Annotated in this window: 32 protein-coding genes; 18 read left to right on the top strand and 14 right to left on the bottom strand. The window is 66.1% G+C overall.

The annotated features are described in order from the left end of the window. Positions 1-6: 6 nt before the first annotated feature. Complete coding sequence (gene serS / locus ACWW1C_RS27875; protein ID WP_455981266.1) at positions 7-1263, bottom strand: serine--tRNA ligase; 1257 nt, start codon at positions 1261-1263, stop codon at positions 7-9. A 122-nt stretch (positions 1264-1385) separates the two neighbouring features. Here serS and ACWW1C_RS27880 point away from each other — a divergent pair, with 122 nt between their 5' ends. From ACWW1C_RS27880 to ACWW1C_RS27890, 3 genes are read left to right on the top strand one after another with little or no spacing between them, the layout of a single operon-like run. Next, a complete protein-coding gene (locus ACWW1C_RS27880) occupies positions 1386-2849 on the top strand; it encodes a septum formation family protein (RefSeq protein WP_455981267.1) in 1464 nt (487 codons plus the stop codon). A gap of 2 nt (positions 2850-2851) precedes the next feature. After that, on the top strand, positions 2852-3202 hold the full coding sequence (locus ACWW1C_RS27885) for a metallopeptidase family protein (RefSeq protein WP_455981268.1): 351 nt from the start codon (positions 2852-2854) through the stop codon (positions 3200-3202). A 49-nt stretch (positions 3203-3251) separates the two neighbouring features. Next, positions 3252-3449, top strand: a complete 198-nt coding sequence (locus ACWW1C_RS27890) for a hypothetical protein (RefSeq protein ID WP_455981269.1) — start codon at positions 3252-3254, stop codon at positions 3447-3449. A 3-nt stretch (positions 3450-3452) separates the two neighbouring features. Here ACWW1C_RS27890 and ACWW1C_RS27895 read toward each other — a convergent pair whose 3' ends face one another. Further along, entirely contained in the window at positions 3453-4127 is a 675-nt protein-coding gene (locus tag ACWW1C_RS27895; RefSeq protein ID WP_455981270.1) for a histidine phosphatase family protein, read from the bottom strand. After that, positions 4124-4975 carry a prephenate dehydratase gene (gene pheA, locus ACWW1C_RS27900; protein WP_455984469.1) on the bottom strand — a complete coding sequence of 284 codons (852 nt, stop codon included), beginning with the start codon at positions 4973-4975 and terminating at the stop codon, positions 4124-4126. The genes ACWW1C_RS27895 and pheA overlap by 4 nt, the downstream gene beginning before the upstream one ends. A 172-nt stretch (positions 4976-5147) precedes the next feature. Between pheA and ACWW1C_RS27905 the strand changes: the two genes are divergently transcribed. The 3 genes from ACWW1C_RS27905 (at position 5148) to ACWW1C_RS27915 (ending at position 7479) form a co-directional block, all read left to right on the top strand. Then, positions 5148-5951 carry a DUF2470 domain-containing protein gene (locus ACWW1C_RS27905; RefSeq protein ID WP_455981271.1) on the top strand — a complete coding sequence of 268 codons (804 nt, stop codon included), beginning with the start codon at positions 5148-5150 and terminating at the stop codon, positions 5949-5951. Between the two features lie 59 nt (positions 5952-6010). Beyond that, a complete protein-coding gene (locus tag ACWW1C_RS27910) occupies positions 6011-6778 on the top strand; it encodes a CPBP family intramembrane glutamic endopeptidase (RefSeq protein WP_455981272.1) in 768 nt (255 codons plus the stop codon). A gap of 152 nt (positions 6779-6930) precedes the next feature. Further along, positions 6931-7479, top strand: coding sequence for a ferritin (locus tag ACWW1C_RS27915; RefSeq protein WP_455981273.1), 549 nt, complete (start codon positions 6931-6933; stop codon positions 7477-7479). Positions 7480-7485: 6 nt separating this feature from the next. Here the strand turns inward: ACWW1C_RS27915 and ACWW1C_RS27920 are convergent, their stop codons facing one another. Genes ACWW1C_RS27920 through ACWW1C_RS27930 form a run of 3 tightly spaced genes read right to left on the bottom strand, consistent with a single transcriptional unit; the run spans position 7486 to position 9714 of the window. Further along, complete coding sequence (locus tag ACWW1C_RS27920) at positions 7486-8331, bottom strand: glycerophosphodiester phosphodiesterase (protein ID WP_455981274.1); 846 nt, start codon at positions 8329-8331, stop codon at positions 7486-7488. Between the two features lie 4 nt (positions 8332-8335). Continuing rightward, entirely contained in the window at positions 8336-9313 is a 978-nt protein-coding gene (locus tag ACWW1C_RS27925; RefSeq protein WP_455981275.1) for a DUF4328 domain-containing protein, read from the bottom strand. Between the two features lie 59 nt (positions 9314-9372). Continuing rightward, positions 9373-9714, bottom strand: a complete 342-nt coding sequence (locus tag ACWW1C_RS27930; RefSeq protein WP_455981276.1) for a rhodanese-like domain-containing protein — start codon at positions 9712-9714, stop codon at positions 9373-9375. A gap of 394 nt (positions 9715-10108) precedes the next feature. Here ACWW1C_RS27930 and ACWW1C_RS27935 point away from each other — a divergent pair, with 394 nt between their 5' ends. The 4 genes from ACWW1C_RS27935 to ACWW1C_RS27950 all read left to right on the top strand — a co-directional run bounded on the left by ACWW1C_RS27935 (position 10109) and on the right by ACWW1C_RS27950 (position 12630). Continuing rightward, positions 10109-10264, top strand: coding sequence for a hypothetical protein (locus tag ACWW1C_RS27935; protein WP_212807585.1), 156 nt, complete (start codon positions 10109-10111; stop codon positions 10262-10264). Between the two features lie 145 nt (positions 10265-10409). Next, positions 10410-11033, top strand: a complete 624-nt coding sequence (locus tag ACWW1C_RS27940) for a superoxide dismutase (protein ID WP_043402473.1) — start codon at positions 10410-10412, stop codon at positions 11031-11033. 217 nt (positions 11034-11250) lie between these two features. Further along, positions 11251-11784 carry a peptidase gene (locus ACWW1C_RS27945; protein ID WP_455981277.1) on the top strand — a complete coding sequence of 178 codons (534 nt, stop codon included), beginning with the start codon at positions 11251-11253 and terminating at the stop codon, positions 11782-11784. A 447-nt stretch (positions 11785-12231) separates the two neighbouring features. Further along, the gene (locus ACWW1C_RS27950; RefSeq protein ID WP_455981278.1) at positions 12232-12630 is read left to right on the top strand and encodes a transcriptional regulator; all 399 of its coding nucleotides are present in this window, start codon (positions 12232-12234) and stop codon (positions 12628-12630) included. Positions 12631-12678: 48 nt separating this feature from the next. On the opposite strand, the gene ACWW1C_RS27955 is transcribed toward ACWW1C_RS27950, so the two are convergent. The 3 genes from ACWW1C_RS27955 to ACWW1C_RS27965 all read right to left on the bottom strand — a co-directional run bounded on the left by ACWW1C_RS27955 (position 12679) and on the right by ACWW1C_RS27965 (position 15322). Further along, positions 12679-13845: a hypothetical protein gene (locus ACWW1C_RS27955; RefSeq protein WP_455981279.1), complete on the bottom strand. Its 1167-nt coding sequence runs from the start codon at positions 13843-13845 to the stop codon at positions 12679-12681. After that, the gene (locus tag ACWW1C_RS27960; protein ID WP_020099579.1) at positions 13842-14333 is read right to left on the bottom strand and encodes an ImmA/IrrE family metallo-endopeptidase; all 492 of its coding nucleotides are present in this window, start codon (positions 14331-14333) and stop codon (positions 13842-13844) included. Before ACWW1C_RS27960 ends, ACWW1C_RS27955 begins: the two co-directional genes overlap by 4 nt. Before the next feature lie 62 nt (positions 14334-14395). Next, positions 14396-15322, bottom strand: coding sequence for a hypothetical protein (locus ACWW1C_RS27965; RefSeq protein ID WP_455981280.1), 927 nt, complete (start codon positions 15320-15322; stop codon positions 14396-14398). Positions 15323-16160: 838 nt separating this feature from the next. Between ACWW1C_RS27965 and ACWW1C_RS27970 the strand changes: the two genes are divergently transcribed. The 3 genes from ACWW1C_RS27970 to rraA are packed head-to-tail and all read left to right on the top strand — an operon-like array spanning position 16161 to position 17799. Then, positions 16161-16817, top strand: coding sequence for a DUF6474 family protein (locus tag ACWW1C_RS27970; RefSeq protein WP_455981281.1), 657 nt, complete (start codon positions 16161-16163; stop codon positions 16815-16817). Positions 16818-16836: 19 nt separating this feature from the next. Continuing rightward, entirely contained in the window at positions 16837-17286 is a 450-nt protein-coding gene (locus ACWW1C_RS27975) for a hypothetical protein (RefSeq protein WP_455981282.1), read from the top strand. A 24-nt stretch (positions 17287-17310) separates the two neighbouring features. Further along, positions 17311-17799, top strand: coding sequence for a ribonuclease E activity regulator RraA (gene rraA / locus ACWW1C_RS27980; RefSeq protein WP_455981283.1), 489 nt, complete (start codon positions 17311-17313; stop codon positions 17797-17799). An 88-nt stretch (positions 17800-17887) separates the two neighbouring features. Here the strand turns inward: rraA and ACWW1C_RS27985 are convergent, their stop codons facing one another. Further along, positions 17888-19357 carry a flavin-containing monooxygenase gene (locus ACWW1C_RS27985; protein ID WP_455979285.1) on the bottom strand — a complete coding sequence of 490 codons (1470 nt, stop codon included), beginning with the start codon at positions 19355-19357 and terminating at the stop codon, positions 17888-17890. Positions 19358-19435: 78 nt separating this feature from the next. On the opposite strand from ACWW1C_RS27985, the gene ACWW1C_RS27990 reads away from it, so the two are divergent. The 4 genes from ACWW1C_RS27990 to ACWW1C_RS28005 all read left to right on the top strand — a co-directional run bounded on the left by ACWW1C_RS27990 (position 19436) and on the right by ACWW1C_RS28005 (position 23402). Continuing rightward, on the top strand, positions 19436-20071 hold the full coding sequence (locus tag ACWW1C_RS27990) for a TetR/AcrR family transcriptional regulator (RefSeq protein ID WP_455981284.1): 636 nt from the start codon (positions 19436-19438) through the stop codon (positions 20069-20071). A 37-nt stretch (positions 20072-20108) separates the two neighbouring features. Continuing rightward, positions 20109-21314 carry a DNA polymerase IV gene (gene dinB, locus ACWW1C_RS27995; RefSeq protein ID WP_455981285.1) on the top strand — a complete coding sequence of 402 codons (1206 nt, stop codon included), beginning with the start codon at positions 20109-20111 and terminating at the stop codon, positions 21312-21314. Between the two features lie 259 nt (positions 21315-21573). Next, positions 21574-22860 (top strand): C2 family cysteine protease, encoded by a 1287-nt coding sequence (locus ACWW1C_RS28000; RefSeq protein ID WP_455981286.1) that lies wholly within the window; start codon positions 21574-21576, stop codon positions 22858-22860. Next, positions 22857-23402 carry a hypothetical protein gene (locus ACWW1C_RS28005; protein ID WP_455981287.1) on the top strand — a complete coding sequence of 182 codons (546 nt, stop codon included), beginning with the start codon at positions 22857-22859 and terminating at the stop codon, positions 23400-23402. The genes ACWW1C_RS28000 and ACWW1C_RS28005 overlap by 4 nt, the downstream gene beginning before the upstream one ends. Before the next feature lie 33 nt (positions 23403-23435). On the opposite strand, the gene ACWW1C_RS28010 is transcribed toward ACWW1C_RS28005, so the two are convergent. Further along, positions 23436-23759, bottom strand: a complete 324-nt coding sequence (locus ACWW1C_RS28010) for a WXG100 family type VII secretion target (RefSeq protein WP_455981288.1) — start codon at positions 23757-23759, stop codon at positions 23436-23438. Between the two features lie 171 nt (positions 23760-23930). Between ACWW1C_RS28010 and ACWW1C_RS28015 the strand changes: the two genes are divergently transcribed. Then, the gene (locus ACWW1C_RS28015) at positions 23931-24452 is read left to right on the top strand and encodes a hypothetical protein (RefSeq protein WP_455981289.1); all 522 of its coding nucleotides are present in this window, start codon (positions 23931-23933) and stop codon (positions 24450-24452) included. Between the two features lies 1 nt (position 24453). Here ACWW1C_RS28015 and ACWW1C_RS28020 read toward each other — a convergent pair whose 3' ends face one another. Genes ACWW1C_RS28020 through ACWW1C_RS28030 form a run of 3 tightly spaced genes read right to left on the bottom strand, consistent with a single transcriptional unit; the run spans position 24454 to position 25614 of the window. Next, a complete protein-coding gene (locus tag ACWW1C_RS28020) occupies positions 24454-24846 on the bottom strand; it encodes a hypothetical protein (RefSeq protein ID WP_455981290.1) in 393 nt (130 codons plus the stop codon). Continuing rightward, on the bottom strand, positions 24843-25163 hold the full coding sequence (locus tag ACWW1C_RS28025) for a DUF4333 domain-containing protein (RefSeq protein ID WP_455981291.1): 321 nt from the start codon (positions 25161-25163) through the stop codon (positions 24843-24845). The genes ACWW1C_RS28020 and ACWW1C_RS28025 overlap by 4 nt, the downstream gene beginning before the upstream one ends. A gap of 28 nt (positions 25164-25191) precedes the next feature. After that, positions 25192-25614, bottom strand: coding sequence for a hypothetical protein (locus tag ACWW1C_RS28030; protein ID WP_455981292.1), 423 nt, complete (start codon positions 25612-25614; stop codon positions 25192-25194). Positions 25615-25620 lie beyond the last annotated feature (6 nt).

Consider the following 25620-nt stretch of genomic DNA (forward strand, 5'->3'; position numbering starts at 1 on the left):
TGGTTCCTACTTGGGCTGTAACACCGAGGTGCCGACGTACGGCACCAACGCTTCGGGGACGCGGACGCTGCCGTCGGGCTGCTGATGGTTCTCCAGGATCGCCACCAGCCAGCGGGTGGTGGCGAGGGTGCCGTTGAGGGTGGCCGCCGTCTGGGGCTTGCCGTTCTCGTCGCGGTACCGGGTGGAGAGCCGCCGGGCCTGGAATGTCGTGCAGTTCGAGGTCGACGTCAGCTCGCGGTAGGCCTGCTGCGTCGGCACCCAGGCCTCGCAGTCGTACTTGCGGGCGGCCGACGAGCCGAGATCGCCCGCCGCGACGTCGATCACCCGGTAGGGCACCTCGATCATGGCCAGCATCTGACGCTGCCAGGCGAGCAGCTTCTGATGCTCGGCCTCGGCGTCTTCGGGCTTGCAGTAGATGAAGGCCTCGACCTTGTCGAACTGGTGCACGCGGATGATGCCGCGGGTGTCCTTGCCGTAGCTGCCGGCTTCCCGGCGGAAGCACGACGACCAGCCGGCGTACCGCAGCGGGCCCTCGGACAGGTCCAGGATTTCGTCGGAGTGGTAACCGGCCAGCGGCACCTCCGACGTCCCGACGAGGTACAGGTCGTCAGCTTCGAGGCGGTAGATCTCGTCGGCGTGCGCGCCCAGGAATCCGGTGCCGCGCATCACTTCTGGGCGCACCAGCACGGGCGGGATCATCAGGGTGAACCCGTTCTCGGTGGCGAGCCGGACCGCCAGTTGCAGCAGACCGAGCTGCAGCAGGGCGCCCTGACCGGTCAGGAAGTAGAACCGCGAGCCGGACACCTTGGCGCCGCGCTCCATGTCCAGCAGGCCGATCGCCTCACCCAGTTCCAGGTGGTCCTTGGGGTTCTCGATCTCCGTCGGCGTACCGACCACATCGAGCACCTCGAAGTCGCTCTCGCCACCGGCGGGCACGCCGTCGATGATGACGTTGCCGATCGCCAGGTGCGCGGCGGTGAAGGCCGCCTCCATCTCGGCCTGCCTGGCCTCGATGTCCTTGATCGCCGTGGACAGTTCCTTGGCCTTCTCCAGCAGCGCGGGCCGCTCTTCCGGGGAGGCCGCGCCGACGAGCTTGCTCGCCGCCTTCTGGTTGGCGCGTGCCGTGTCGGCCTCGGCGATGGCGGCGCGCCGGGCCGCATCGGCATCCAGCAGCGCGTCCACGAGGCCAGGGTCTTCGCCGCGGGACCGCTGCGACGCCCGCACCCGGTCCGGATCTTCGCGCAACAGTTTGAGGTCGATCACGGGCGTCAGACTACTTTTGTCGTCGCGGCCACGGAATGTCGAGGGCCTGTAGTCGGCCCTGGCCACAACCACATAACGGTACAACTGCAACTCTTGTCACAGCTCCAGCTGCGGCTGTCACAATGGAACCGATGTTGGACGCACCCGCGGCGGTCGAACCGGGCCTGGATACGCCCCCCGACGAACCGAAGACGACGACCACCTGGCGGCAACGCATGCACGGCATGCATGCCACCGGGACCCAACGTGCACTCGTCCTCACGGCGCTCGGCGGCCTGCTCATCGCCGGTGTACTCACCGTCATGCCGGAAGGTTCGCTCGGCCCGACCGGCCTCGGCTTCAACACCGGCCGTCTCAACGTCAGCAAAGTCAGTGACACTCTCGACCACGCCAAGCAGGGCGAATGCCTGAACTGGCCGGACCGCTCGCCGGACGCCGTCGAGATCGTCGACTGCAAGAACGAACACCGCTTCGAGGTCGCCGAGTCCCTGGACATGCGCACGTTCCCGGGCAGCGAATACGGCCCCGACGCGGCGCCGCCGTCCGACTCCCGGATCAAGCAGATCAGCCAGGAGCAGTGCCAGAACGCGGCGCGCGACTACCTCGGCCCGCGCTTCGACCCGAACGGCAAGTTCGCGGTCAGCCTGGTCTGGTCCGGCGACAAGGCCTGGAAGACCAAGGGGCAGCGCCGCATGTTGTGCGGTCTGCAGTTGCTCGGACCGAACAGCCAGCAGCTGGCCTACAAGGGCAAGGTCGCGGACGTCGACCAGTCCAAGGTGTGGCCGGCCGGCACCTGCCTCGGCATCGACCCGGCGACCAACCAGCCCATCGACATCCCCGTCGACTGCTCCGCGCCGCACGCCATGGAGGTCACCGGCGCGGTCAACCTCGCCGACAAGTACCACGACGTCATGCCCACCGAGCCGGACCAGCTGGCGTACATCAAGGACAGCTGCACCAAGGCCACCGATGAGTACCTGGCTCCGGTGCAGCTGCGCGGCACCACGCTGACCCTGATCTACAGCTCCATCGCGCTGCCCAGCTGGACCGCCGGCAGCCGGCAGGTGTCCTGCAGCATCGGCTCGTCGCTCGGCAACGGCGGTTGGTCGACGCTGGTCAACAGCGCCAAGGGCCCGCTGATGATCAACGGGCAGTCGCCCGTCGCGCCGCCGGCCATCCCGGAGGAGCGGCTGAACCTCCCGCCGATCCCGGTCGTCGAGCCGCCGGTGGACACGTCGTCGCAGAGCTCGTCGTCATCGTCATCGTCGTCGTCGCAGGGTTCGCAGTCCGGTCAGTCCAGCCAGAACCAGCGCGACCAGCAGACTTCGCAGTCGCCGCAGGGCAACCAGCACATGCCCGGCCAGCCCGACACCTCGAGCCAGAACGGCAACACCGCCCCCGGGACCCCTCAGCAACAGCAGGGCAATACGTTCCTCAACGGCCCGCCGCCCGCACCCGCGCCGCCGCCCGGGTCCGGCGCGCCGCTCGACGGTCCGCCGCTCGAGGAGGCCCCCGCACCGGCGCCGGCCGGACCGGTGGGCGGGGGCGCGCCCCCTGGGCCGGTGGCGCCGCCGCCCGCGCCGTAGCCATGCCGGTTCGCATGGGACAGCAGCGCTTCGAAGAGTTGGTGTCCGACGCGCTCGATCTGATTCCGCCCCGGCTCGCCGCGGCGCTCGACAACGTCGTGGTGCTGGTGCAGCCGCGCAACCCGGACGAGCCCGCGATCCTCGGGTTGTACGAAGGGGTCGCCCTCACCGAACGCGATTCCTTCTACGCGGGCGCGCTGCCCGACACCATCACGATCTACCGCGACGCCCTGCTCGACATGTGCGACTCAGAGGAGGAAGTCGTCGACGAGGTCGCCATCACCGTGATCCACGAGATCGCGCACCATTTCGGCATCGACGACGAGCGCCTGCACGAGTTGGGCTGGGGGTGAGCAGCGCGGCACCCCCGATTTGTCGGACCGCGGTGCTACAACAGAGTTCATGAGCACCGCCTGCCGCCACTGCGTGGACGGGCTGGCGCACTGCCATGGCACCGTCATCGTGCACGCCGGCCTGCCGGCCGAATGCACCGACGAGGCGTGCGCGCTGCCCGAATCCGAGCACACCCTGCGCATCGACTGCGACGTCGTCGCGTGCGGCTGCGCTCAACCCGCGATGGGCCTGCGCGCCACGGGGTAGCCGTCAGGCCATGGGATCGGGGGCCGGCCGCGCCTCGGGGTCGTGCCCCGGATAGAACGGCGGCGTCTTCGGTCCCCACTGCACGCAGCTCCACCGCCCGTCGGTGATCGGGCTGAGGACCACACATTCGGCGTTGACCAAGTGATGTTCCAGCGCGAAGTCGGCGTCGATACCGGCCAAGTGGGCTCCGACGAGCCGAATCGCCGCGCCGTGGCTCACTACGAGGATGTCGCCGGTCCAGTCGTGGTTGTCCAGGTTGCGCACGCGAAGGTTCGTCAGGACCGGCACATACCGGTCGAGTACCTCGCGGCCGGTCTCACCGCCCGGCATCGCCGCGTCCAGGTCGCCGTAATGCCATTGCTCGTACACCGCCTCGAACTGCTCGATGCCGGCGGTGTCGCTGCGGTCTTCGAGGTCACCGACCTGGACCTCGTGGATACCGTGCGCCTCGACCGGTTCGAGCCCCAGCCCTTCGGCGATGTCGGCAGCGGTCTGCTGCGCCCGCAGGGCGATCGAATGCACCACCAGGCCGACGGGATGCGGCCAGTCGATGGCGAAGTCACGCGCCTGCTGGTGACCGAGCTGCGTCAGCGGCGCCCCCGGCGGCCGAGTATCCAACCGCTTGGCGACGTTCGCCTCCGACTGCCCGTGCCGCACGAGAACCAACCGGCCGCTCACGTTCCGTCCCCCTTTCGCAACCCCGCCAACCATTGTGCCGCTTCGTCGGTGACCGGCGGCGCCGCACCGGCAGCCACCCCGGTCGGCCACGACCCCAGGTACCGCACGTCGGCCACCCGCCGGTGCAGCGCTTTGAGCGCCTCGGCCACCGGTGCGTCGTCGATGTGACCGACGCAATCGAGGAAGAAGATGTAGGTGCCCAATTCTGTTCTGGTGGGCCGGGATTCGATACGGGTGAGATCGATGTCCCGGATCGAGAACTCGGTCATCGCCGACACCAGGGCACCCGGTTCGTTGCGCAGCCGCAGCACGACGGACGTCCGGTCGGCGCCGGTGCGCGGCGGCGGCGGTCCGGGACGGCCGACGAGCACGAATCGTGTTCTGGCATTGGGCTCGTCGACCACCCCGTCGGCCAGCGAGTCCAGTTCCCATCGCTCGGCCGCGAGCGCGGTACTCACACCGGCATCCACCAGGCCTTCGGAAACTTGCTGCGCCGCACCGGCATTCGAGATGGCAGGCACCAGGGTCGCGTGCGGCAGCCGGTCGGCCAACCAGCGCCGGACCTGGGCCGCGGCGACGGGGAATGCCGCGACCGTCGACACCGCGTCGGCGGTGACTCCTGGCCGCACGACGATGCTGAACGCGACGTCCAGCGTGTGCTCCGCGAAAATCTGCACCCCGCTGCCGGAAGACAGGCTGTCCATCGTCGGCAGCACCGAGCCTTCGATGGAGTTCTCGATCGGCACGCACGCGTAATCCGCACCCCCGGCGCGAACGGCTTCCACCGCCGCGCTCGAGCTGTCACAGGCGACCGGTTCGAAGTCCTTGCCGGCGGCCAACCGCAGCATGGCCGCTTCAGTGAAGGTGCCTTGCGGCCCGAGATAGGCGATGCGTGCCACGCCGCAACCCTACTGGCTGCCCGCCGACCAGAGCCCGCGACGCGGTCCTTTCGCTAGGCCTTGCGCCAACACCCTCGGATAGTTAACTTAGCCTTACCTCACTTACTAGCGAAGGCGGGACATGCGCGACCTCACGACGACAACCGCAGCACCGACCACAGCCGAACGCGTCCGCAGTGCGTGCGCCCGAGCTGCCGATGCGACGCTCGCCGCCGACGGCGTCGCGCCGACCATCACGCCGGTGCACCACCTGCTGGCCGACGGATCCGTCGCACTGACCGTGCCGGCCACCGGCCTGCTCGCCGCCACCGTCACCGCCGCGGGCGCCGGCGGCGTCGCCGCAATGCTCGAACTGACCGACCTTGCCGCCCTACCGCTGCGCGAACGGGTGCGCTCACTGGTCTGGTTCCGCGGCCGCCTCCACGGCGTGCCTGCGGCACGCGTGCCCGCGATGCTCGACCTGGTCGCCTCCGAGAACCCGCACCCCGCATTGCTCCAGGTGAACGCCGGATCGGGGCACGACGAAACCGATACGCCCTACACGCTGGTCCGCCTCGAGATCGAGTCCGTCGTGGTGGCCGACGCGACCGGCGCCGAGTCGGTACCCGTCGGCGCGCTCCTGGACGCCCGGCCCGATCCGTTCTGCGCCATGGAGTCGCACTGGGTGCAGCACATGGAGAGCGCCCACCGAGACATGGTCGACCGGCTCGCCAGCCGGCTGCCGATCACGCTGCGCCACGGCCACGTACGCCCGCTGGGCCTCGACCGCTACGGCGTCCAGCTGCGCATCGAACGCGAAGACGGCGACCATGACGTCCGCCTGCCGTTCACCAAGCCCGTCGACGACGTCACCAGCCTCAGCCGGGCCATCCGCACCCTGATGGGCTGCCCGTTCCTCAACGGCCTCCGCGCGCGCAAAATCTGAGCGTCCCGATGAGCCGCTCGCGCGAAGAGCAGTAGACAGGCGCGGTTACCGTAGCTGCGATGACCGGGCCGCAGCAGGAGCACACCGAACGTCGCGCGCTGCGCATCGAGATCGTGGTGGTGCTGGCCGTGTCGTTCGGCCTGTCGGCCTACACGGCGGTCGTCAGCCTGGCCGAAGCCGTCATCCTCGGGTTGGCCGGGCAGAAGGTCGCGCTCAACCACCGTCGCTCGCCGATCGATTTCATCGACTTCCTGCTCAATCTGAGCCCCGTGTTCACCCTGGTGGGCTGGGGCTGCCTGGCCCTGTACCTGTTGTGGCGCACCGGCTTCCGGCCCGCCGCGATCGGGCTGGGCCGCTTCCGCTGGCGTCCCGATCTGTTGGGCGGCCTCGGGCTCGCCGCGCTGATCGGCCTCCCCGGACTCGGGCTGTACCTGGCCGGCCGAGCGCTCGGCATCGGCGTCGATGTCGTACCGAGCACGCTCAGCGACACCTGGTGGCGCGTGCCGGTCCTGCTGCTGATGGCGTTCGCCAACGCATGGGCGGAAGAGATCATCGTCGTCGGGTTCCTGCTGACCCGGTTGCGCCAACTGGATGTGTCCGAGACCAAGTCGCTGATCCTGTCGGCACTGCTGCGCGGCAGCTATCACCTGTACCAGGGGTTCGGCGCCGGGCTCGGGAACATCGTGATGGGCCTGGTGTTCGGGTACACCTGGCGCCGCACCGGCCGATTGTGGCCGTTGATCATCGGGCACGGCGTGATCGATGCGGTGGCATTCGTGGGCTACGCCTTGGCCGCCCGCCATTTCGGTTGGCTGCACTCGGCGTAATTCCGCCGACGCCAGCCAAGCCTTACCTGTATTCGCATTCAGCAATGCGAATTAATGGATATTGCATACGTCACATCAGGTAAGGATATGCTTTCCTGAATTAGGTTGACCTTGCATGACAAGGCCATTTGACCTGCATTATCTTCAAATTCATGACCGAAGTGACGCGCCTCGAGACGAAATTCCACCAACTGCTTCAGGAGCAGATTCGGAGCGAATTCGGCGCGTCTCAGCAATACATTGCGGTCGCCGTCTACTTCGACGGAGAAGACCTTCCTCAGCTCGCCAAGCACTTCTATGCGCAGGCCGTCGAGGAACGCAATCACGCCATGATGCTGGTGAAGTATCTGCTCGACCGTGACATCGAGGTCGAAATCCCCGGCGTCGATCCGGTGCGCAACGCGTTCGCCTCGCCGACGGAGGCCCTCAAGCTCGCGCTCACCCAGGAGCGGGTGGTCACCGAGCAGATCAGCCGCCTCGCCAGCGTGGCTCGCGAAGAGGGCGATTACCTCGGCGAGCAGTTCATGCAGTGGTTCCTCAAGGAACAGGTCGAAGAGGTCGCGACCATCACCACGCTGGTGAAGATCGCCGACCGCGCCGGCGAAAACCTGTTCAATCTCGAGGATTTCGTCGCCCGCGAACTCGCCCGCACCGGTTCCGTCGACCCGACCGCACCCGAGGCTGCCGGCGGCAACCTCTAGTCCGGCCTAGGCTTCACCGTCCTGGCCGGCGTCCCGGCCCGCGCCCGTCAACCCGTTCTGCAGCCAGTCTTTGGTGCGGCCCGGGTGATTGGTGGCGACCCACCCGACACCCAGATCGGCGCAGTAGCGCACGTCCTCGTAGTGGTCGACGGTCCAGCAGTACAGCGCACGCCCGTGCGCGGCGGCATGGTCGACCAGTTCGGGATGCTCACGCAGCGTCGTGATGGACGGACCCACCGCCGTCGCGCCGACGGTCGTCGCCGCGCTGCCACCCAGGTACCGCGACGTCTCGCCGAGCAGCACCGTCGGCAGCATCGGCGCGGCCCGGCGGATCCGCCACACCGCAGCCGCGGAGAACGACATCACGACGGCACGAGCGAGATCCGCGGACGCCGGCGCGGCGATGCCGTACCGGTGCAGCAGCGCAAGCACCTTGCTCTCGACCAGCGCGCCGTACCGCACCGGATGCTTGGTCTCGATGAACAACTTCACCGGGCGGCCCCAGTCCAGCGCCAGCCGGATCAACTCGTCGAGGGTGAGGAGCCCGGCCGACCCCTGACCGCCGTCGGCCCGGCTCGGATGCCAAGCGCCGTAATCCAATTCGCGAAGCTGGGCCAGGCTCATCTCACTGACCAGCCCGGTGCCGTTGGACGTGCGGTCCACCTTGCGGTCGTGCACACACACCAGGTGCCCGTCCCGGGTCAGGCGGACATCGCATTCGAGGCCGTCTGCGCCCTGGCCCAGGGCCAGTTCGTAGGCCGCCAGCGTGTGCTCGGGCCGCTCGGCCGATGCGCCACGGTGTGCCACCACGAAAGAGTGACCGAGTGTGCCGTCCTGCCCGTCCGAGCCCATGGTCCTATGCTGCCGGTTCCTCCGGCGTGGGCTCAACCGGAACGGACGAATCCGCGGCCGATGCCTCCGGTTCCTCAGCGCTTTCCGCAGCGCGTTCCTCAGCCCCCACGACGACCCAGCGCTGTCCGGGCGAGTCCGCCTGCGTCCGCTCGAAGGCGTGATAGACGCGCAGGACCAACGCCAGCGCCAGCATGCCCATCAGGTACGCGATGACGGTCACCTCGGTGCTGTCCGCGATGCCCTGAGGGTCGGTCGCGAACATGTCCCAGACGGACCACGCGACGACCAGACCGGACACGGCCCAGATCGACCACCAGATGCCGATCGGGCGACGCAACGTGCTCATGCGGTTCTCGGCCGTCGCCATCTCGGTGACGAAGACCGGCGCGAGGAACATGTTGACCACCGGGACGAGGCAGCCCACCCACAGCACCCAGCGGCGGCGCGGCTCCGTCGTTCCCGCGCGGTGGTAGGCCGCCGCGCGGCGGGCGATCAGCCAGTTGGTGAGCACGATCGCCGTCGCCAGGACTGCGAACAGCGCAACGACGCTGGAGGCAACGCCCAGCCAGCTGCCCCCGATCGCGACCCACGGGTTGAGCAGCACGGTGCGGTTGATCAGCAGCAGGATGTATCGCACGACGTGCATGAGCGCCGCGGCGCCGAGCGCGACCATCGTGATGACCGCGACCGTCTGCACCACCGCGGTCGACGGGCCACGATGAACCTGATCCTGCCCGGCGGCCTCCCCAGGAGCCTGCTCGGTGAAGTCCTCGCTCAGGCCCCAGCGCGGAATGTGGTCATAGTGGGGCGTCGGCCCGAGCGGAGGCTGGTGTCGCCGCGGCTTCGGCGCCGGACCGGGACGGACGGCGATCCAGCGATAGCCGCGCGACGATTTCGACTGACCGGCGGCAGGTGTCTGTGCGACGGGCGCCAACAGCGGACCGCGGCAGCGCGGGCACCACTGGCGTTGGCGATCACGCACGTTCCAACGCGTCGAGCACCGGGAACAGACCTGGATCACGAAACCAGCCTACGGGCCCGTCAGACGGCGCCGGGCGCGCCGTCGTCGGTGACGATCGCGCGGCCGGATCCCGCCCAGGCCAGCATCCCGCCGTTGACGTTGATCGGTTCGAACCCGTTGCGAGCCAGGTAGTGCGAGACCTTGAGCGACCGGCCACCGGCATGGCAGATGACGTACAGGGCGGCGTCACCGTCGATCTCACCCAATCGGGCCGGCACCTCGCTCATCGGGATGTGCTGCGCGCCGGACGCATGGCCGCGGGCCCACTCATCGTTCTCCCGCACGTCGAGCAGGACCGCGGTCGAGTCGAACTCGGCGGGCAACTGATCGACGTCAATCTGCGGCACGTGCACATCATCCATGGGTACATGCTGGCACGGGCTGCGCTTGGAGACCACGCCGCGCCGTGACAGCAATCGGCGAACTATCCACAGTTTCCACAGGTTCATCCACAGGCCGCCGAATCGCGCGCGGGCGTCCGTACCGGCGACAGCGCACCAAACCGGTAATTGACTGGGGATAAAACAAGGGCCATTGGTCCGCATTGATCAACAGGCCGACACGCGGGGCGAGCGAAAAAGCTTGTCGAGCTAAGTAGTTTTGGCTCCGCGGATTCGACCCACCGCCGATGGCGCCCGATTTCCCCGTCCAGCCGGCAAATGGTTATGATCGGCATCACAACACCGGGTTGTGACAATCCTCACTCCCCTCGAAACCGGGAACTCAGGATTGTTGAAGCAGGTCAGGGAGCATGCAATGGCGGCACATCCGTTGCGCCCAGGGTCGGGCGCATCGCCGGAGTGGCAGTCCGCTTTCCCGTCCCGCACCCACAGCCAACTGGTCGCCTGCGTGCGCGCCGGGATCATCGCGCTGGTCCTGCTCGTGGTGCTTGTTCTGATCGTTCTGGTGTAAAGCCCCGACGGGCGCCGATCGCACCCCTGTTACCGGGGGTCTCCTTGCGGTGCGCGCAGGGATGGAGCAATGTGGTCTCGGATCTGTGGACGAACCCCAACTAGGGTCGTTGATCCCGCACGCGATCATCTAAGGAAGGAATCCTGTGGCTGAGTACACCTTGCCGGAACTGGACTACGACTACGGCGCCCTGGAGCCGCATATCTCCGGTCAGATCAACGAAATCCACCACAGCAAGCACCACGCGGCCTACGTCAAGGGCGTCAACGATGCGGTGGCCAAGCTTGAAGAGGCGCGGGCCGGCGACGACCACGCCGCGATCTTCCTGAACGAGAAGAACCTGGCCTTCCACCTCGGCGGCCACGTCAACCACTCGATCTGGTGGAAGAACCTGTCCCCCAACGGTGGTGACAAGCCGACCGGCGAACTCGCGCAGGCGATCGACGACCAGTTCGGGTCGTTCGACAAGTTCCGCGCACAGTTCACCGCTGCCGCCAACGGCTTGCAGGGCTCGGGCTGGGCGGTGCTCGGCTACGACAGCCTGGGCGGCCGGCTGCTGACCTTCCAGCTGTACGACCAGCAGGCCAACGTGCCGCTCGGCATCATCCCGCTGCTGCAGGTCGACATGTGGGAGCACGCGTTCTACCTGCAGTACAAGAACGTCAAGGCGGACTACGTCAAGGCTTTCTGGAACGTCGTCAACTGGGCCGACGTCCAGGAGCGCTTCGCCGCTGCCACCACCAAGACCAATGGTCTGATCTTCGGCTGATCTCGCGTTCCCGGCTGACGGGGCGTCGCGCTTGTGCGCGGCGCCCCGTTCGCGTTACCACCGAAGCGTCAAGCGCGCCAGCCGAATTGCCACTTTCGGCTCACAAGACACTTCTGGCACTCGGGCCATCTTGCGTGCTAACCCGTCACTGCCGCACCCTGGAATCAGCGATCCACTGTCGTATCGACAAGATTGCTGATGAGCACCGGAGGCAGCCATGGACAGCGGGTCTGGGCAAGCGGTCGAGATTGCACCCTTCCATTCCGGCGGTGCACTGAAGGGGTTCGTGGTCTCCGGACGGTGGCCGGATTCCACCAAGGAATGGGCTCAGCTACTCATGGTCGCGGTCCGGGTGGCCTCTCTGCCGGGACTGCTGGCAACCACCACCATCTTCGGCACACGCGACGAACTTCCAGAACATCCACAGCCAGGCACGGTCGGCCTGGTTCTCGCCGAAGGTCCGGTTATTGGCGAAGCTGCGGTGCCACCCGGATATTTCGCCAGCCACCAGCCGACGGCACTGTTGATGCTCCATCCGCCCGCCGAGACGACGCCCTCCCTTCCGGAGTGCCGCGGCGCCGCGTCCGGCTGCCTGCTCCTACCCGGACTGCCTTACCTGGGACTCGATCACCGTGCCGCCTGGGTCGAAGCGGAGGCGGACGGCACCATCACCTCGATGGTCAGCAGGGTCGGCGTGGATCCCATCAGCCACCCCGATACCGCCATTCTGGCGATGCTGCTTGCCGCCTGACCCAACAGTGGATTAACAGCAAAGATGCCGCCATTTTCGGCATCTCGCCGGCCGGCGGCCCCGGACGCATGGCGAGCGGCGTGGGCGGTTACCACGCCCCGCTCCTCCGGTTAATCGCCGGTACCCTGATGGCAAACACTTTGGACGACACCGACCGCCCCGCGCCCGGATTGCTGAATCGTCCACCGCCCGACGAAGACTGTGACGCGACGTGCAGCAGAGGTCCGGGCAAAATAGCACATGCGTCAAAATTTGCCTCATCAGGCCACCGGTGTGCGCTGGGATCCACCGTTAGATTCCCAGCTCGGAGGCCATTCGGTCGACTAATTTGGTAGCTGGATCGAGTTTTCCGCGGTTTGCACTTGGCTCTCGGCGCAACTCTCGCTACGATAGTCAGCAAATAGTGACACTGACGCCTGCAGATATCGCTAAGTGGAGGAATAACCGATGAGCATGACGTTCGCCGCTCGGCTGAACCGGCTGTTTGACACCGTCTACCCGCCAGGACGCGGCGCTCACACATCGGCCGAGGTCATCGCCGCACTGAAGGCCGAGGGTGTGACCATGTCTGCCCCGTACCTGTCGCAGCTGCGTTCGGGCAACCGGACCAACCCGTCCGTCGCGACGATGGCCGCGCTTGCCAACTTCTTCCGGATCAAGCCGGCTTACTTCACCGACGACGAGTACTACGAGAAGCTCGACAAGGAGCTGACGTGGCTCGCCAACATGCGCGATGAGGGCATCCGCCGCATTGCCGCTCGTACTGTCGGCCTGTCCTCTGAAGCCAAGAGGGACCTCGCAGACAAGGTTGACGAGCTGCGTCGCCAGGAGAACCTCGACAGCTGAACCGGTTAGCCCGCTCGGGCTCAACCACCTTACGACCAGCGGATTCCGTTAATCCGCTGGTCGTACTGCTTTCACCCGTCCGACGGACGCCTTGGCGGCGGTTCCGGTCGCCTCAGCCTTACCCTGCCGATCCAGGTCGCGGTACTGCGCGGCAATAGCCAGGATCCACTCACGGTCCGAATACGACGCGGGCTGCCGCAGCCAGCTCGGGCCGGGAAACTTCGTTCGCGACGCGCCCTTCGGCCGGCCGCCTCGGCTGTCGTAAAGCCAGCTGGCCACCCGCCGCGCCTGCAGATCCGGCGCCACGTCGACGGACCCGGAATCGCCGGCGTGACCGGCACTGTCCAGAACGGCGGTGGCCTCCAGGTACAGCGCGTCGGAGATCAGCGACATCTGCTCTGCCACGCGAAAGAGCAGCGGCCCGCGGGGACGCACGCCGATCCCGATGTTGGGGTGACGGCGGCTCAATTCCGCGAGCAGCGGGGCGATGGTCCGCAGTTCGCGCCGCGCCCCGAACCAGTCTTCAATGCTGGGCAGCAGCGAGCCACTGGCCACCACGAGCATGGCGCAGCCGAGGATCGTCGCGGCGGCGCCCACACCGACCAGCTGGGTGCTGCCCACGGCCCGCAACAAGATGAAGGCGCTGGCCAACACGATCAGCACGATGCCGACGCTGAAGACGAACAGGGCCCTGCCCCGCCGGGTCCGGTTGGAGTTACGCACACCGGCCCACGCAACCAGCGTGAGTGCCAACAGCACGTACAGCAATGGCAACAGCCACGACAGCGAGTTGCCGCCCGAACCGAGATTGCGGCGCAGATACTCCTCGGGCGCCATCTCCGGCTGTTGCGGCGTCACGAAGAACAGCACCAGCGTCAGTGCCGCGATCGCCGCGGCGACGCTGTACTGAACCAGGGCGATGCGCCGGATCGCCAACGGTTTACGGCTCGACGACGCCGACGTGATCATGACGCAGCTGCCGGCGGCACAGGCGATCAGCGCTACCTGGCTGAGCATGCTGGACACGTTCGGCCAGCGCAGGATCGTGTCGAGCAGCAGCGTGAGCGGCTCCCAGTTCAGTGCCGCGACCAAGCCCAGGCTGCCGAGCGCGACGATCATCGCTGCGCTGACGAGCGACTGCTTGTTGACCAGTGCCCAACCGATACGAAGGCCGGTCGCCAGGCCGAGCAGGCCGGCGATTACCCAGATGATCAACCAAATGCCTCGCCGAGACGGATCTGGACGATCGAGGATCGGTCAGACGGCAGCCGACCCAGCCGATGGATCAGGAGCGCGGCGAAATCTTCGGCTTCTTGTTCGGCTTCCTCGCCGGCCGGACCCATGCACCCGGTCCGCTGATTCAGCATGTAGCCGATGAGATCGGAACTCGCCAGTTCCATGGAGTCCCGGGCGGCCTCGACGACGGAGACGCCCTCATGACCGAGAACCAGGTGGCCGAGCTCGTGGGCGAGCGTCCGATCGCCGGCCGGGAGTCCTTTTTGCAAGAGGAACACGTCACGGTCGTTGTACTGGCGCCACTGTCCACAGACCCCGGCGGGGAGGTCGGCCATGGTCACCTCGATCGGGCGGCCACGATCCTCACTGACCGCTTCGACGAGACGGGCGAGTGAGACTTCACCACGTCGCGGGGCTAGATCCAGCACTGAGTTGACTGCGCGTGTGACGCGGCGGCTCGCGGGCATGCCGAACCCCCTTTCACTGCGATTGGCACGGTTGCCATCAATTGTGCCGCAGACCCATTCCGTCAGGTCATAAATCGTGCAGTGCCGCTGCGGCGGACTACGTGACCAGCGCGCGCCTGCCGGTACCCGACCAGCCCACCGGCGCCGGTCAGGATGAGGATGCCGGTGAAGCCGGGGACGGCCACCGCCGCCACCTCACTGAGACCGGCCGCACGCAGGTAGTCAGGATATCCGGCCCGGAATGGGGGGTCGGCGATGATCTCGTTCTTGGTGCCGAACGTGGTCGGCTGCGGTGACCGCACCGCCGGGACTTCCGCCGGCGCGCTGACCACGACCGGGTTGTCCAGTTTCAGCGCGGGAAACGCCGGCGGGTCCAGCACCGGTGCGATCGGCAGTCCCGCCGACGGCAGGGGCATGCGGTTGGGGCGCCCGACGTTCAAGTTCATGGTCGGAACGACCTGCCCGCTCAGCATCGAAAGCGACGTCTGCATGAAAGGCAGCGACGTCGCGGCGTCCAGCGTCGCGTTGGTGAGGCCTGCGACGAAGTCATAGACCGGCTCGATGTGGGCGAGGACGAACACCGGAATCGCGGCGAGCTGCGCCAGCACCGGAATGTTCGACATGTCGGGCAGCTGCGGGAGCTGATCCCACCGCGGCAATCGCGGTACCAGCGCCGCCAGCGGGATCTTCGTCAGATCGATGCTCTGCACGGCGCCGGTCGACGTCGTGTGGACTGCCGCGGCCGGCAGCGAGAACGTCAGACCCATCAGGTTGAGGCTGGTGGTCGCCCCGGTCGAGGTCGGCTTGGCCGGTGTCTTGGTGGGCGACGACGTCGGCGACGCGGGGCTGTCCGTCCCGCTTCCCGGCTTGACGCCCCCGGGAACCGGGACGGTCGGCAGCCCCGGCAGCTTGGGCAGGCCGAGTGCGGGCAGACCCAGGAGGCTGGGGATGCTGGGCAGACTGGGGAGCCGAATACCGGGGACGCTCAACGCGGGCGCGGGCGCGGGCGCGGGCCCGGTCGCGGCCGCCGGCTCCGATGGGCTTGTGCCGCCCGTCGTCGAGGGTGTGGCGGCGCCGGCCGTAATCCCGGTCTCGGCCTGCGGCGTCGACGAGCCGGCCGGTGTCTGGTGTTCGCCAGCGGCCGGCTTTGAAGTTCCAGATTCCTCGGATTGCCCCGGAGAAGTGGCATTGTTTTGTTTGCTGGAAGGATTGCTTTCAGGCGTATTCCTGCCCGATTCACCGGTTTTACCGGGGCCGCGAACACCCGCTTCCGGACCACTCTGAGCAACGCCGCCAGACGCGCCGTGCTTATCTTTTTTCGCGCCCGAAGCGGTGCCGCCGGTCGACGGCGTCTGCGACTGGCCGTCGGACGGCTTGATCGGCCGAGTGGGCGCCTTGTGGCCGCCACCAGCGGTTGTGCCACTACCAGGCTTGGTAGCGCCAGGGGAAGCTCCCCCACCGTGGTCACTCGAGCCCGCACCGGAACCTGCAGGATCAGCGAAGGCGTTCGCGCCGCCCATGCCAGCGATCAACAGCCCAGATGCCATCAGAGCGGCAGCTGTAGCTATTCGTTGGCGTGGCGCCATCGTTCCCTCTGCTTTCATGGCATCAAAAACCCGCTCCGATGAATTCGGAATAATTGTCGCACAACCGCCGGACTTTGTTTGCTGGATAAAGTAGCCAGAAATGTGTGAAATTCCACGCTCGAATTACGGCGGAATTCGACCTGCGACCCGGTGCCCGATTCCGGTCCACGGACGATAAGGTGACGTCACCATCGCAGCAAGATCGTGCACACGTGTCGAGACGACCGGGAGGTCAGCCGGAATGGGCCTGTTCAAGCGACGCAAGAGCCGGGCAACCCGTCGCGCCGAGGCGAAGGCGATCAAGGCGAAGGCGAAACTCGAGGCACGGCTGACCGCCAAGAATGAGGCACGCCGCATCAAGGCGGATGGCCGTCGGCAAACGAAGCGGGACCGCGCCGGTGTCAAAGCCCAGCGGGACAGCGACAAGGTGGCGCTCAAGGTAGCTGAAACACAGCTCCAAGCGGTCCGTGAGGGCAAGCTGCTGTCGCCGACCAAGATTCGCCGGCTGTTGATGGTTTCGCGAATCCTCGCGCCTGTGGTGGTGCCGGTGGCGTACCGGGCCGCGATCGCCGCGCGTGGCGTCATCGACCAGCGTCGCGCCGACCAGCTGGGTGTTCCGCTGAGCCAGATCGGGCAGTTCTCCGGCACCGGCGGCGCGTTGTCCGCCCGGATCGCCGGTGCGGAGCGCTCGCTGCGCAAGGTGGCCGAGAACAAGCCCAAGGACGCCGAGACCAAGCAGTTCGTGACGACGTTGTCGAGCAAGCTGGCCGACTTGTCCGCTGCGGTGACGGCGGCCGAGAACATGCCGGCCCCGCAGCGGCGGACCGCGCACGCAGCCATCGACAGCCAGCTCGATGGCATCGACGCAGACGTCCTGGCCCGCCTCGGAGTGTCGTAACCGCTCGGAGGAGCACCGCATGACAGACGAGCAGAACTCTCCCGACGAGTTGCGGCCCAGCGTTCCGGCGAAGAAGACGCCGGCCAAAAAGGCCCCTGCCAAGAAGACGCCGGCAAAGAAGGCCGTCGCGAAGAAAGTGCCTGCCAAGAAGGTGCCTGCCAAAAAGGTGCCGGCCAAGAAAGCCGCGACCACCGCCCCGGCCAAGAAGGCCCCCGCGAAGAAGGCTCCGCCGAAAGTCGCGCCACCGGCGCCGCCGGCGCCCGAACTCCAGGCCCCCGAACCTCGGGCGGCAGAACCCCAGGCCCCCGAAGCCCAGGCTCCCGCATCGCCGGCGCCGGCGCCGCTGCCCCTGCTCGACCTGGCTCCGCCCATCCCGCAGCGCTCGCCTGTGCCGGTCGCCGCGGTGATCGCCACGGCCGTACTGGCTCTGCTCGTCGTGCTGCTGGCCCGACGCCGTACCGCGGACTGACACCGCCCCTGAGATAATCGGCGGGTGACCATCGAACCCCGCGCCACCGCCGACCTCGTCGACGAGATCTATCCCGACGTCCGCAGCTGCGATCTGCAGTTGCAGAACTACGGCGGCCGGACCATGTTCGCCGGCCGGATCACCACGGTGAAGTGCTTCCAGGACAACGCGCTGCTCAAGTCGATCCTGTCGACGCCGGGCGACGGCGGCGTCCTGGTGGTCGATGGCGACGGATCGCTGCACACCGCCCTCGTCGGCGACATCATCGCCGGCCTCGCCCACGACAACGGCTGGTCGGGCGTCATCGTCAACGGCCCGGTGCGCGACGCGTCGACGCTGCGCACCATCGACGTCGGCATCAAGGCGTTGGGTACCAACCCCCGCAAGGGCACCAAGACCGGCGCGGGTGAGCGCGACGTCGAGGTGACCTTCGGCGGCGTCACCTTCGTCCCCGGCGACATCGCCTACTGCGACGAGGACGGCATTGTCGTGGTCGCCGGAGGCGACCGGTAGGCCGCAGTCACGCCTTCCGCCCGAACAACGCGCGAAAACCCCCAAAATCAACAGATTTTGGGGGTTTTCGCGACTATTGGGCAGAGAACTAGGCGTTCACGGCAACCCGGTGTTTCGTGAACTGCAGGGCCTGCTCGTCGACCTTGCCGTACCGGATGGTCCGCATGTCGAAGAAGTAGTTCTGCTTGAGCTTCCACGGCGCTTCCGAGCCCGACTTCGGCAGGCTGTCCATGGCCCGCTTGAAGTAGCCGGGAGTGAAGTCCATGAACGGCAGCTCGTCGACGCGGTCACCGGGGTGCTGCGGCTCGACGCGGTCAAATCCGTTGGCGTCCATATAGTTCAGCACGCGGCAGATGAACTCGGACACCAGATCGGCCTTGAGCGTCCAGGACGCGTTGGTGTACCCGAAGGTGATCGCCATGTTCGGCACGCCCGAGAGCATCAGGCCCTTGTAGGTCATCGACTTGGGCAAGTCGATCGGCTCGCCGTTGCGGTATGCGACCGCGCCACCGAACAGCTGCATGTTCAAACCTGTTGCGGTGACGATGATGTCGGCCTGCAGCTCTTCACCGGAGCTCAGCTTGATGCCGTTCTCGGTGAAGGTCTCGATGGTGTCGGTGACCACGCCCGCCTTGCCCGAGCGGATGGCCTTGAACAGATCTCCGTTGGGCGCCAAGCACACTCGCTCGTCCCACGGGTTGTAGCGCGGGCTGAAGTGCTTGTCATAGTCGAAGCCTTCGGGCAGCCGGCGGGTCGCCATCTGGCGCAGCGCCTTCTTGAACACCGCGGGGAACTTACGGGCCAGCTGGTACTGCGCGGTGCTGTAGCCGATCTGCTTCCAGCGGTTTGCGAAGTGCGCCAGGTGCTTTGGCAGGTACTTGTTGGTCTGCTTGGCGACCGGGTCCTCCAGCGGCAGCGCGCCGATGTAGGTGGGCGAGCGCTGCAGCATGGTGACGTGCCCGACACCGCCGTTCACCAGTGACGGGATCAGCGTGACGGCCGTGGCACCGGAACCGATGACGACGACGTTCTTGCCGGTGTAGTCGAGATCCTCGGGCCAGTGCTGCGGGTGCACGATCTGACCCGTGAAGTCGGCCGCGCCGGGGAACTCGGGCGAGTAGCCCTCGTCGTAGTTGTAGTAGCCGCTGCACACCGACAGGAACGACGCGGTGATCTGCTTGTCTTCGCCACCCGCGACGATGTTGATGGTCCAGCGGTTGTCGGCATCCGACCAGTCCACCGAGGTGACCTGCTGGCCGGTGCGGATGTGCTGGCGGATGCCGTTCTCGTCGGCAGCCTCGTTGATGTAGTTCCAGATGGACTGGCCGTCGGCGATCGACTTGGCCGACTCCCACGGCTTGAACCGGAAACCGAGGGTGAACATGTCCGAATCCGAGCGGATGCCCGGGTACTTGAACAGGTCCCAGGTGCCACCGATGTTCTCCCGGCGCTCCAGGATCACATAGCTCTTGGTGGGGCAGCGGTCCTGCAGGTGCCAGGCGGTGCTGATGCCGGAGATCCCGGCGCCGACGATGACAACATCGAAGTGTTCGATCATGGTACCGACGGTATCAACACCATGTCGACAACGTCAACAGTCTGTCGAAAACTGTGGTTTCCGGCTACCATCGACGGTATGACCACCGCCAGCGCGAGCCGCGCACCCCGCGGCCGTCGCGCGGCCCGCCCATCCGGTGACGACCGCGAAGCGGCCATCCTGGCCACCGCGACCACCCTCCTGCAGCAGCGCACCTTCGCCGAGATTTCGGTCGACGACCTGGCAAAAGGCGCCGGCATCTCGCGGCCGACCTTCTACTTCTACTTCCCCTCCAAGGAAGCGGTACTGCTCTCACTGCTCGATCCACTGATCAAGCGGGCCGACACCGGATTCGACGGCGCACTCGAAGACATGCCGGCCGACCCCAAACAGGCCATCCGGCACGGCATCGAGATCTTCTTCAGCTCGTTCGGCTCGCACCCCGCGACCGCCCGAGCCGGCGTCGAAGCCGTCAGAACAGTCCCCGAATTCCGGGAATTCTGGGCCGGCCTCATGCAGAAGTGGATCAACCTCACCGCCGCCCTGATCGCCGCCGAACGCGCACGCGGCGCCGCGCCGGAAACGCTGCCCGCCCGAGACCTCGCAACCTCGCTGAACCTCATGAACGAGCGCATGATCATGGCCACCCTGGCCGGCGAGCCCGGCGCCGTCGCCCACGACGACGTCGTCGACACCCTGACCCACATCTGGCTGAACGGCATCTACGGCAGCTGACCTTCCATGTGTCGAACATGTGTGCGAACATATGTAGGTGTCGGACGCTCAAGCAGCCATCTTGCACGCCGACCTCGACTCGTTCTACGCCTCGGTCGAACAGCGCGATGATCCCGCACTGCGCAACCGGCCGGTGATCGTCGGCGCCGGCGTGGTGCTCGCCGCCAGCTACGAGGCCAAGGCCTTCGGCGTGCGCACCGCGATGGGCGGGCACCAGGCCCGCAGTCTGTGCCCGCAGGCCATCGTCGTGCCCCCGCGGATGTCCGCCTATTCGGAAGCCAGCAAGGCGGTCTTCGAGGTCTTTCGCGACACCACGCCGCTCGTCGAGCCACTGTCGGTCGACGAGGCCTTCCTCGACGTCAGCGGTCTCGGCCGGGTGTCGGGTACCCCGGTGCAGATCGGCGCCGCGCTGCGCGAGTCGGTCCGTGAGCGCGTCGGGCTGCCAATCACCGTCGGCATCGCGCGCACCAAATTCCTGGCCAAGGTCGCGAGCCGCGAAGCCAAGCCCGACGGACTGCTGCTGGTGCCGCCGGACCGCGAGCTTGCCTTCCTCCATCCTCTTCCGGTGCAACATCTCTGGGGCGTCGGCGCCAAGACCGCGGACAAGCTCCGGACACACGGTGTCGAAACCGTGGCCGATGTCGCGGCCCTGACCGAGTCTGAACTGGGCACCATGGTGGGCGCGGCCATGGGGCGCCAACTGTTCGCGTTGTCGCACAACATCGACCGCCGGCGCGTGACCACCGGCGTGCGGCGGCGCTCCGTCGGCGCCCAGCGGGCAGTGGGACGGCGCGGAAACACCATGTCCGACAACGACATCGATGCCATGATCATCAACCTGATCGACCGCATCACCCGTCGCATGCGCAGCAGTGGACGGACTGGACGCACAGTGGTGCTGCGGCTGCGGTTCGACGATTACAGTCGTGCCACCCGATCACACACCATGCGGCGTGCGACCGCGTCGACCGAGGAGATCCTCACGGCCGCACGTGGATTGGTGGCCGCGGCGGGTCTGGTCATCGCCGATCGGGGGCTGACCCTGATGGGGTTCTCGGTATCGAACGTCGACACCGGCGGCACCGAACAGCTCGAGTTGCCGTTCGACGGCGAGCCGGATACCGCAGCGGTGGACTGCGCCGTCGACCTCGTGCGCCAGCGGTTCGGCAACGCCTGCCTGACGCGCGCGGTCCTGGTCGGCAAGGACCCCGGCTGGGAAGTGCCGATGCTGCCGGAGCCTTGATCGAGTGAAAGATACTGCATCCGAACTTGTTTGCGTCAAGAGAATGTTTGACCCCAGGATCTACTGAGCGGCCCGAATTGGTGCGGGGCGGGTCCGGCGGGCCGGGTTAGGCTCGGTTGAGGGTCGGGTGTTGATTGCACTGGAGGGGCGCGTGGGTCAGGAGTGCAGCTCCCTAGCGATGGCGAGCGGCAAAGTTGCCGATGCTGGGGCAAGTCCGGTCCGCAAAACGGCCGAGAACATCTCTTAGGTCGGCTGCACGATGGGGCTATCGATTGCAGATGTTGATGAGTGGAATCCGGATTCACTCAGTGCAGTAGGTACGGCAAGTACCGCGCGCGCGAATGCCGCCGCGGAGGCCGGTAGCGCCTTGAGAGGACTGTCGGCGTTTGACAGCTGGCAAGGCACGGGCGCCAATGCCGCGCGAGTGCGCACCCAGGCAAACGCAGATGATTTGGATGGGCATGGCCGCGACGCGTCTGCGGTTGCCGCAGCGGCCAATACCGCAGCCAACGAGGTCAGGCAGGTCAAGAGCCAACTCCGCGAGTTGAGATCAACGCTGGGGCAGTACGGCATCACGGTTGACGCCAACGGAAACCGTGTGATGCCGCCGACGAATTTATCGTCGTTGCCACCGGCCTTTCGCACGCTTGTACAGGGCGTGACCAAGGCGGGTCAGCAGAGCCTGGATCAGATTCGACAAGCGGCCGATCACGCCGACGGCCTTCTCGCCGATGCACTGACGAAGGCCAGTGAAAAGCTACCGATGGCGGGCGAGGATGGAAAAGGCGAGGACAAACCGCCTCCTCGGTGGACCGACAAAAATTTGTATCCGCACGATCCGACTGCCGACGATGTCAATCAAGACAGCATTGGAGATTGCTACCTAGATTCGACTATGGGCGCAATTGCCAATGCGAATCCGCAGTGGATAAAGGACCGAATACACTACGACCCGGCATCGGGAAATTTCGATGTCACGCTGTGGGACGGCAAGCAGTGGAAGCACATCTCTGTTACCCAAGAGGATATCGACACCAATATTGCGCATCACGGTGCGAGTTGGCTCGATAATGGCAGACCTGATGCACCGTTATGGCCGGCTGTTCTGGAAAACGCTTATGCGAAGTTGAAATCTCCGGAGCGAAACCTTGGAGATGCGCTGGACAATGGCATAGGCCAGGGCGGCTACCCTCAAGACGCGATGGAAGCTCTCACCGGAAACCGAGGCACGGTGATCAATCCACAGAATGTCTGGCTGACGAGGGACCACCTCGACCAAGAGATTGCACAGGCCCTGGCCAATCACCAGCCTGTCACGATTGGAAGCACACCGGATGGCAGCCCAATACACAATAGCCACGCATATATGGTCGAAAAGATCACCGGAACCGGCAGCGACGCGCAAGTCACGCTCCGCAATCCGTGGAACAGCGACAACGAGAACCCGATCATCACTGTCAGGCTTGGCGAACTCATCGGTTCTGGAATTCCTGGCGTCAACGGGCATCACCCCACTAATGTCGTCAACATTGGATCACTAGGATGAAACGGTCAACGAAGAAGATGTGGATTGGTTTTGCCGTTGTCGTATTCGTCGTTATTGCCGCTGGAGGAATCACGATGTTTCGAATTGCCCAGCGACCGGTTGTGCCATTAGCAGACATTCCCGCCTATCCATACGAAAAACATCGGATGCGGGGGGCGTCCCTTCCTATTGATGGCGTTGATTCGGCGGTCCGGACCCGTGCCGAACAGGCGTTGACGCAGTTTGCTTCGACAGTTGAGTCCGGCTACGTCGTCGCCGACAATCGGTTCTTGGCCGGCAAGGGCGGGTTTGCCTGGGACGCGATTCGCAGCGAGGCCGGAGGATATCTGCAGAGAGCAGGCTACTCAGTCGATCGCGCCGGCCAAACCCCAGAGCGCGAGATCGACTTTGCCTACATTTTATGGCGACGCGACAGCAAGTTCTGGCGACCGAACAGCAACGACCGAGTGCTTGCGGTCGCTTTACAGGACCCCGTCACGCCGGGGCCGATCGACGAGCAGGTCCATATATACGGTTACTTCAGGCTGACGCCCGCGCACTGAGCGGCATCGAGGCCCCCAGTCGAACCAAGGTGTTCAGATACGCGAACGAATCCCAATATCCTGGGCTGCTTTTCTTACCAAAGCCGCCCCCGATTCGTCGGACTGAACGTATTTCTCAGCCGCTTCAATGAACTTGTCACCGTGCTCGACAAGATTCTTGGGACACAACACCGTCGCTTCCCGCCATTCTGCGGCCAAAGACGCAAGTGCGCCGGCGGAGCTACCCACCCAACCCGACTGAGCCGACGCAAGCGCTGTGTCGCTGTCGGCGAATGCCGATTTCGCCCTCGCAGCGATCTCACCCACCTCGACACCTGATTTGTGAATCTCGGCCGGATCGACCTTCAACTCACTCATGCATCCCCCTTGCGCACAGACCCGCCGCTGCCCCCAGCTCATCCAGGTTAACCCCGCTATGTACACCTGATCAGCACGAAATTCCCCGCGACTCGGAATTGTCGGCGCTGCTAATGTCATGGCAGGCACTCGAATCTCATCTGATTCGAAGAAGGCAACCAGGGGTCCACGTTGCACAGTGACCATTCGGACGACTTCGACGACTGGGCCGACGAAAGCGACGTGGATTCCTACGATTACGTCGCCCCGCCCAGTTACTTCGATGTCGTGGAGGATGCCACCGACCGTCAGCCGCCCGCGTCCGACAGCGTGTCTGACTCGGCAGGCGTTCTCACGCGAGACGACGACATCACCGCCCCGATCGTGCTCGCAGTCAGCGTGACCAATGCCGCGGGCACGGTCACTGCCACGGCGACCGTCAGCGGCTGGTTGCAACGCATCGAACTCGAACCACAGGTGACGGCCATGGACGAGGCCCAATTGGCGCGCGAGATCGTCGCCACCGCGGAGCTGGCCAGCCTGAAGGGCCAGGCCAGTCAGCGCACGCTGGTTGAAGACATGCTCACCTACCACGGCGCCGACGAGCACACCGCACGCGACTACGTGGACCAGTACATGAACTTGCCCACGCCGGAGCATGCCGCCGACGCCGAGGCTGAGGCGAACGCGCGTTACCTACGCGGCGAGTACTGAGCTAACCGATCCGGTACGTCCACCCCGCGTCGGCGACGCACTGCTGGATCGGGACCTTGATGTCGTCGGTCGTGATCAGGTGGTGCATACAGTTCGAGTTGCCCGACCAGAACAGCTGCAGGTCGCCGGTGTCATGGCATTCGATCCACTGGCCCTCGGCATCTTGCCGCCATTCGACCAAGTGGTCCACCGCGTGCAGCTGTCGCTGTTCGGTGTCCAGGCGCAGATGGATCTGGAAGGTCAGCGCCACTGCCAGGTCTTCGAGCACCTGCCGCCAGTCCGGGTCGTCGGACTTCCACTCGGCCACCAGATCGACGCCCTCCGGAGCGCCGTCGCGGATCAACCACGGCCGCGCCGGGCTGTTCAACTGCAGCAGACCGTCGTGAAGTGTCACTTGCCGGGAATGATCTCGATGCTGAGGGCCATGTCGGAGCCGCGAATATCCGCGACCCGTACCGTCGCGTGACGACTCGTCTTGCCGGTGACGACGGTGCACGTCTGCGCCGCTCCCACCGACGCCTGGAGAGCGCCGTCGCACACCACGGAATCGATGTTCGATTCGGTCTGCAGGCTCAGCTTGTTCTTGACCGCCGTCTCCAACTTGTCTTTGGACATGGTGGCGGCCCCGCCGCCCACGTGGACGGAACACGCGGCCAGCAGACCTGCCGCGGCCAGGGTGGCGACCCGACGCATCTTCGATCGAAGAGCCATGCTCACCGAGTATGCCCGCACGCCCGGTTCAGAACTGCGCAACCACGAAACCCGCCAGCAGCACCGCAAATCCGCCGACCTCGCCGAGGATCAGCGCCACCATTCCGGCGTGCAGACCGCCGGTCGGGTGCTCGAACTGGTTGGTGGTGTCCTGCCGCAGTCCGTGCAGAATGTACGCGGCGATCGCGACGACGAAAAAGAAGACCAAAACCATTGCGGCCGTGAGATTCACCCACGTCGGCCAGGCGCTGAGCTGCACGAACACCGCGACCAGCAGCGTGGCGAACGAGTACATCAGCGCGGCGCGGTGCGCGATGTCGACGTACGGGTGCGCCAGGTGATCGGCGTTTACGGCCATCTGCCGGTACTTCCAGATGCCGAGGATCAGGGCCAGCAGGAAGATCAGGCCGGCGGCGAAAAGCGTGACGGCGGTTGCGGTACCGAGAACCATGGGCCA

It is taken from the genome of Mycobacterium sp. HM-7 (genome assembly GCF_053852335.1).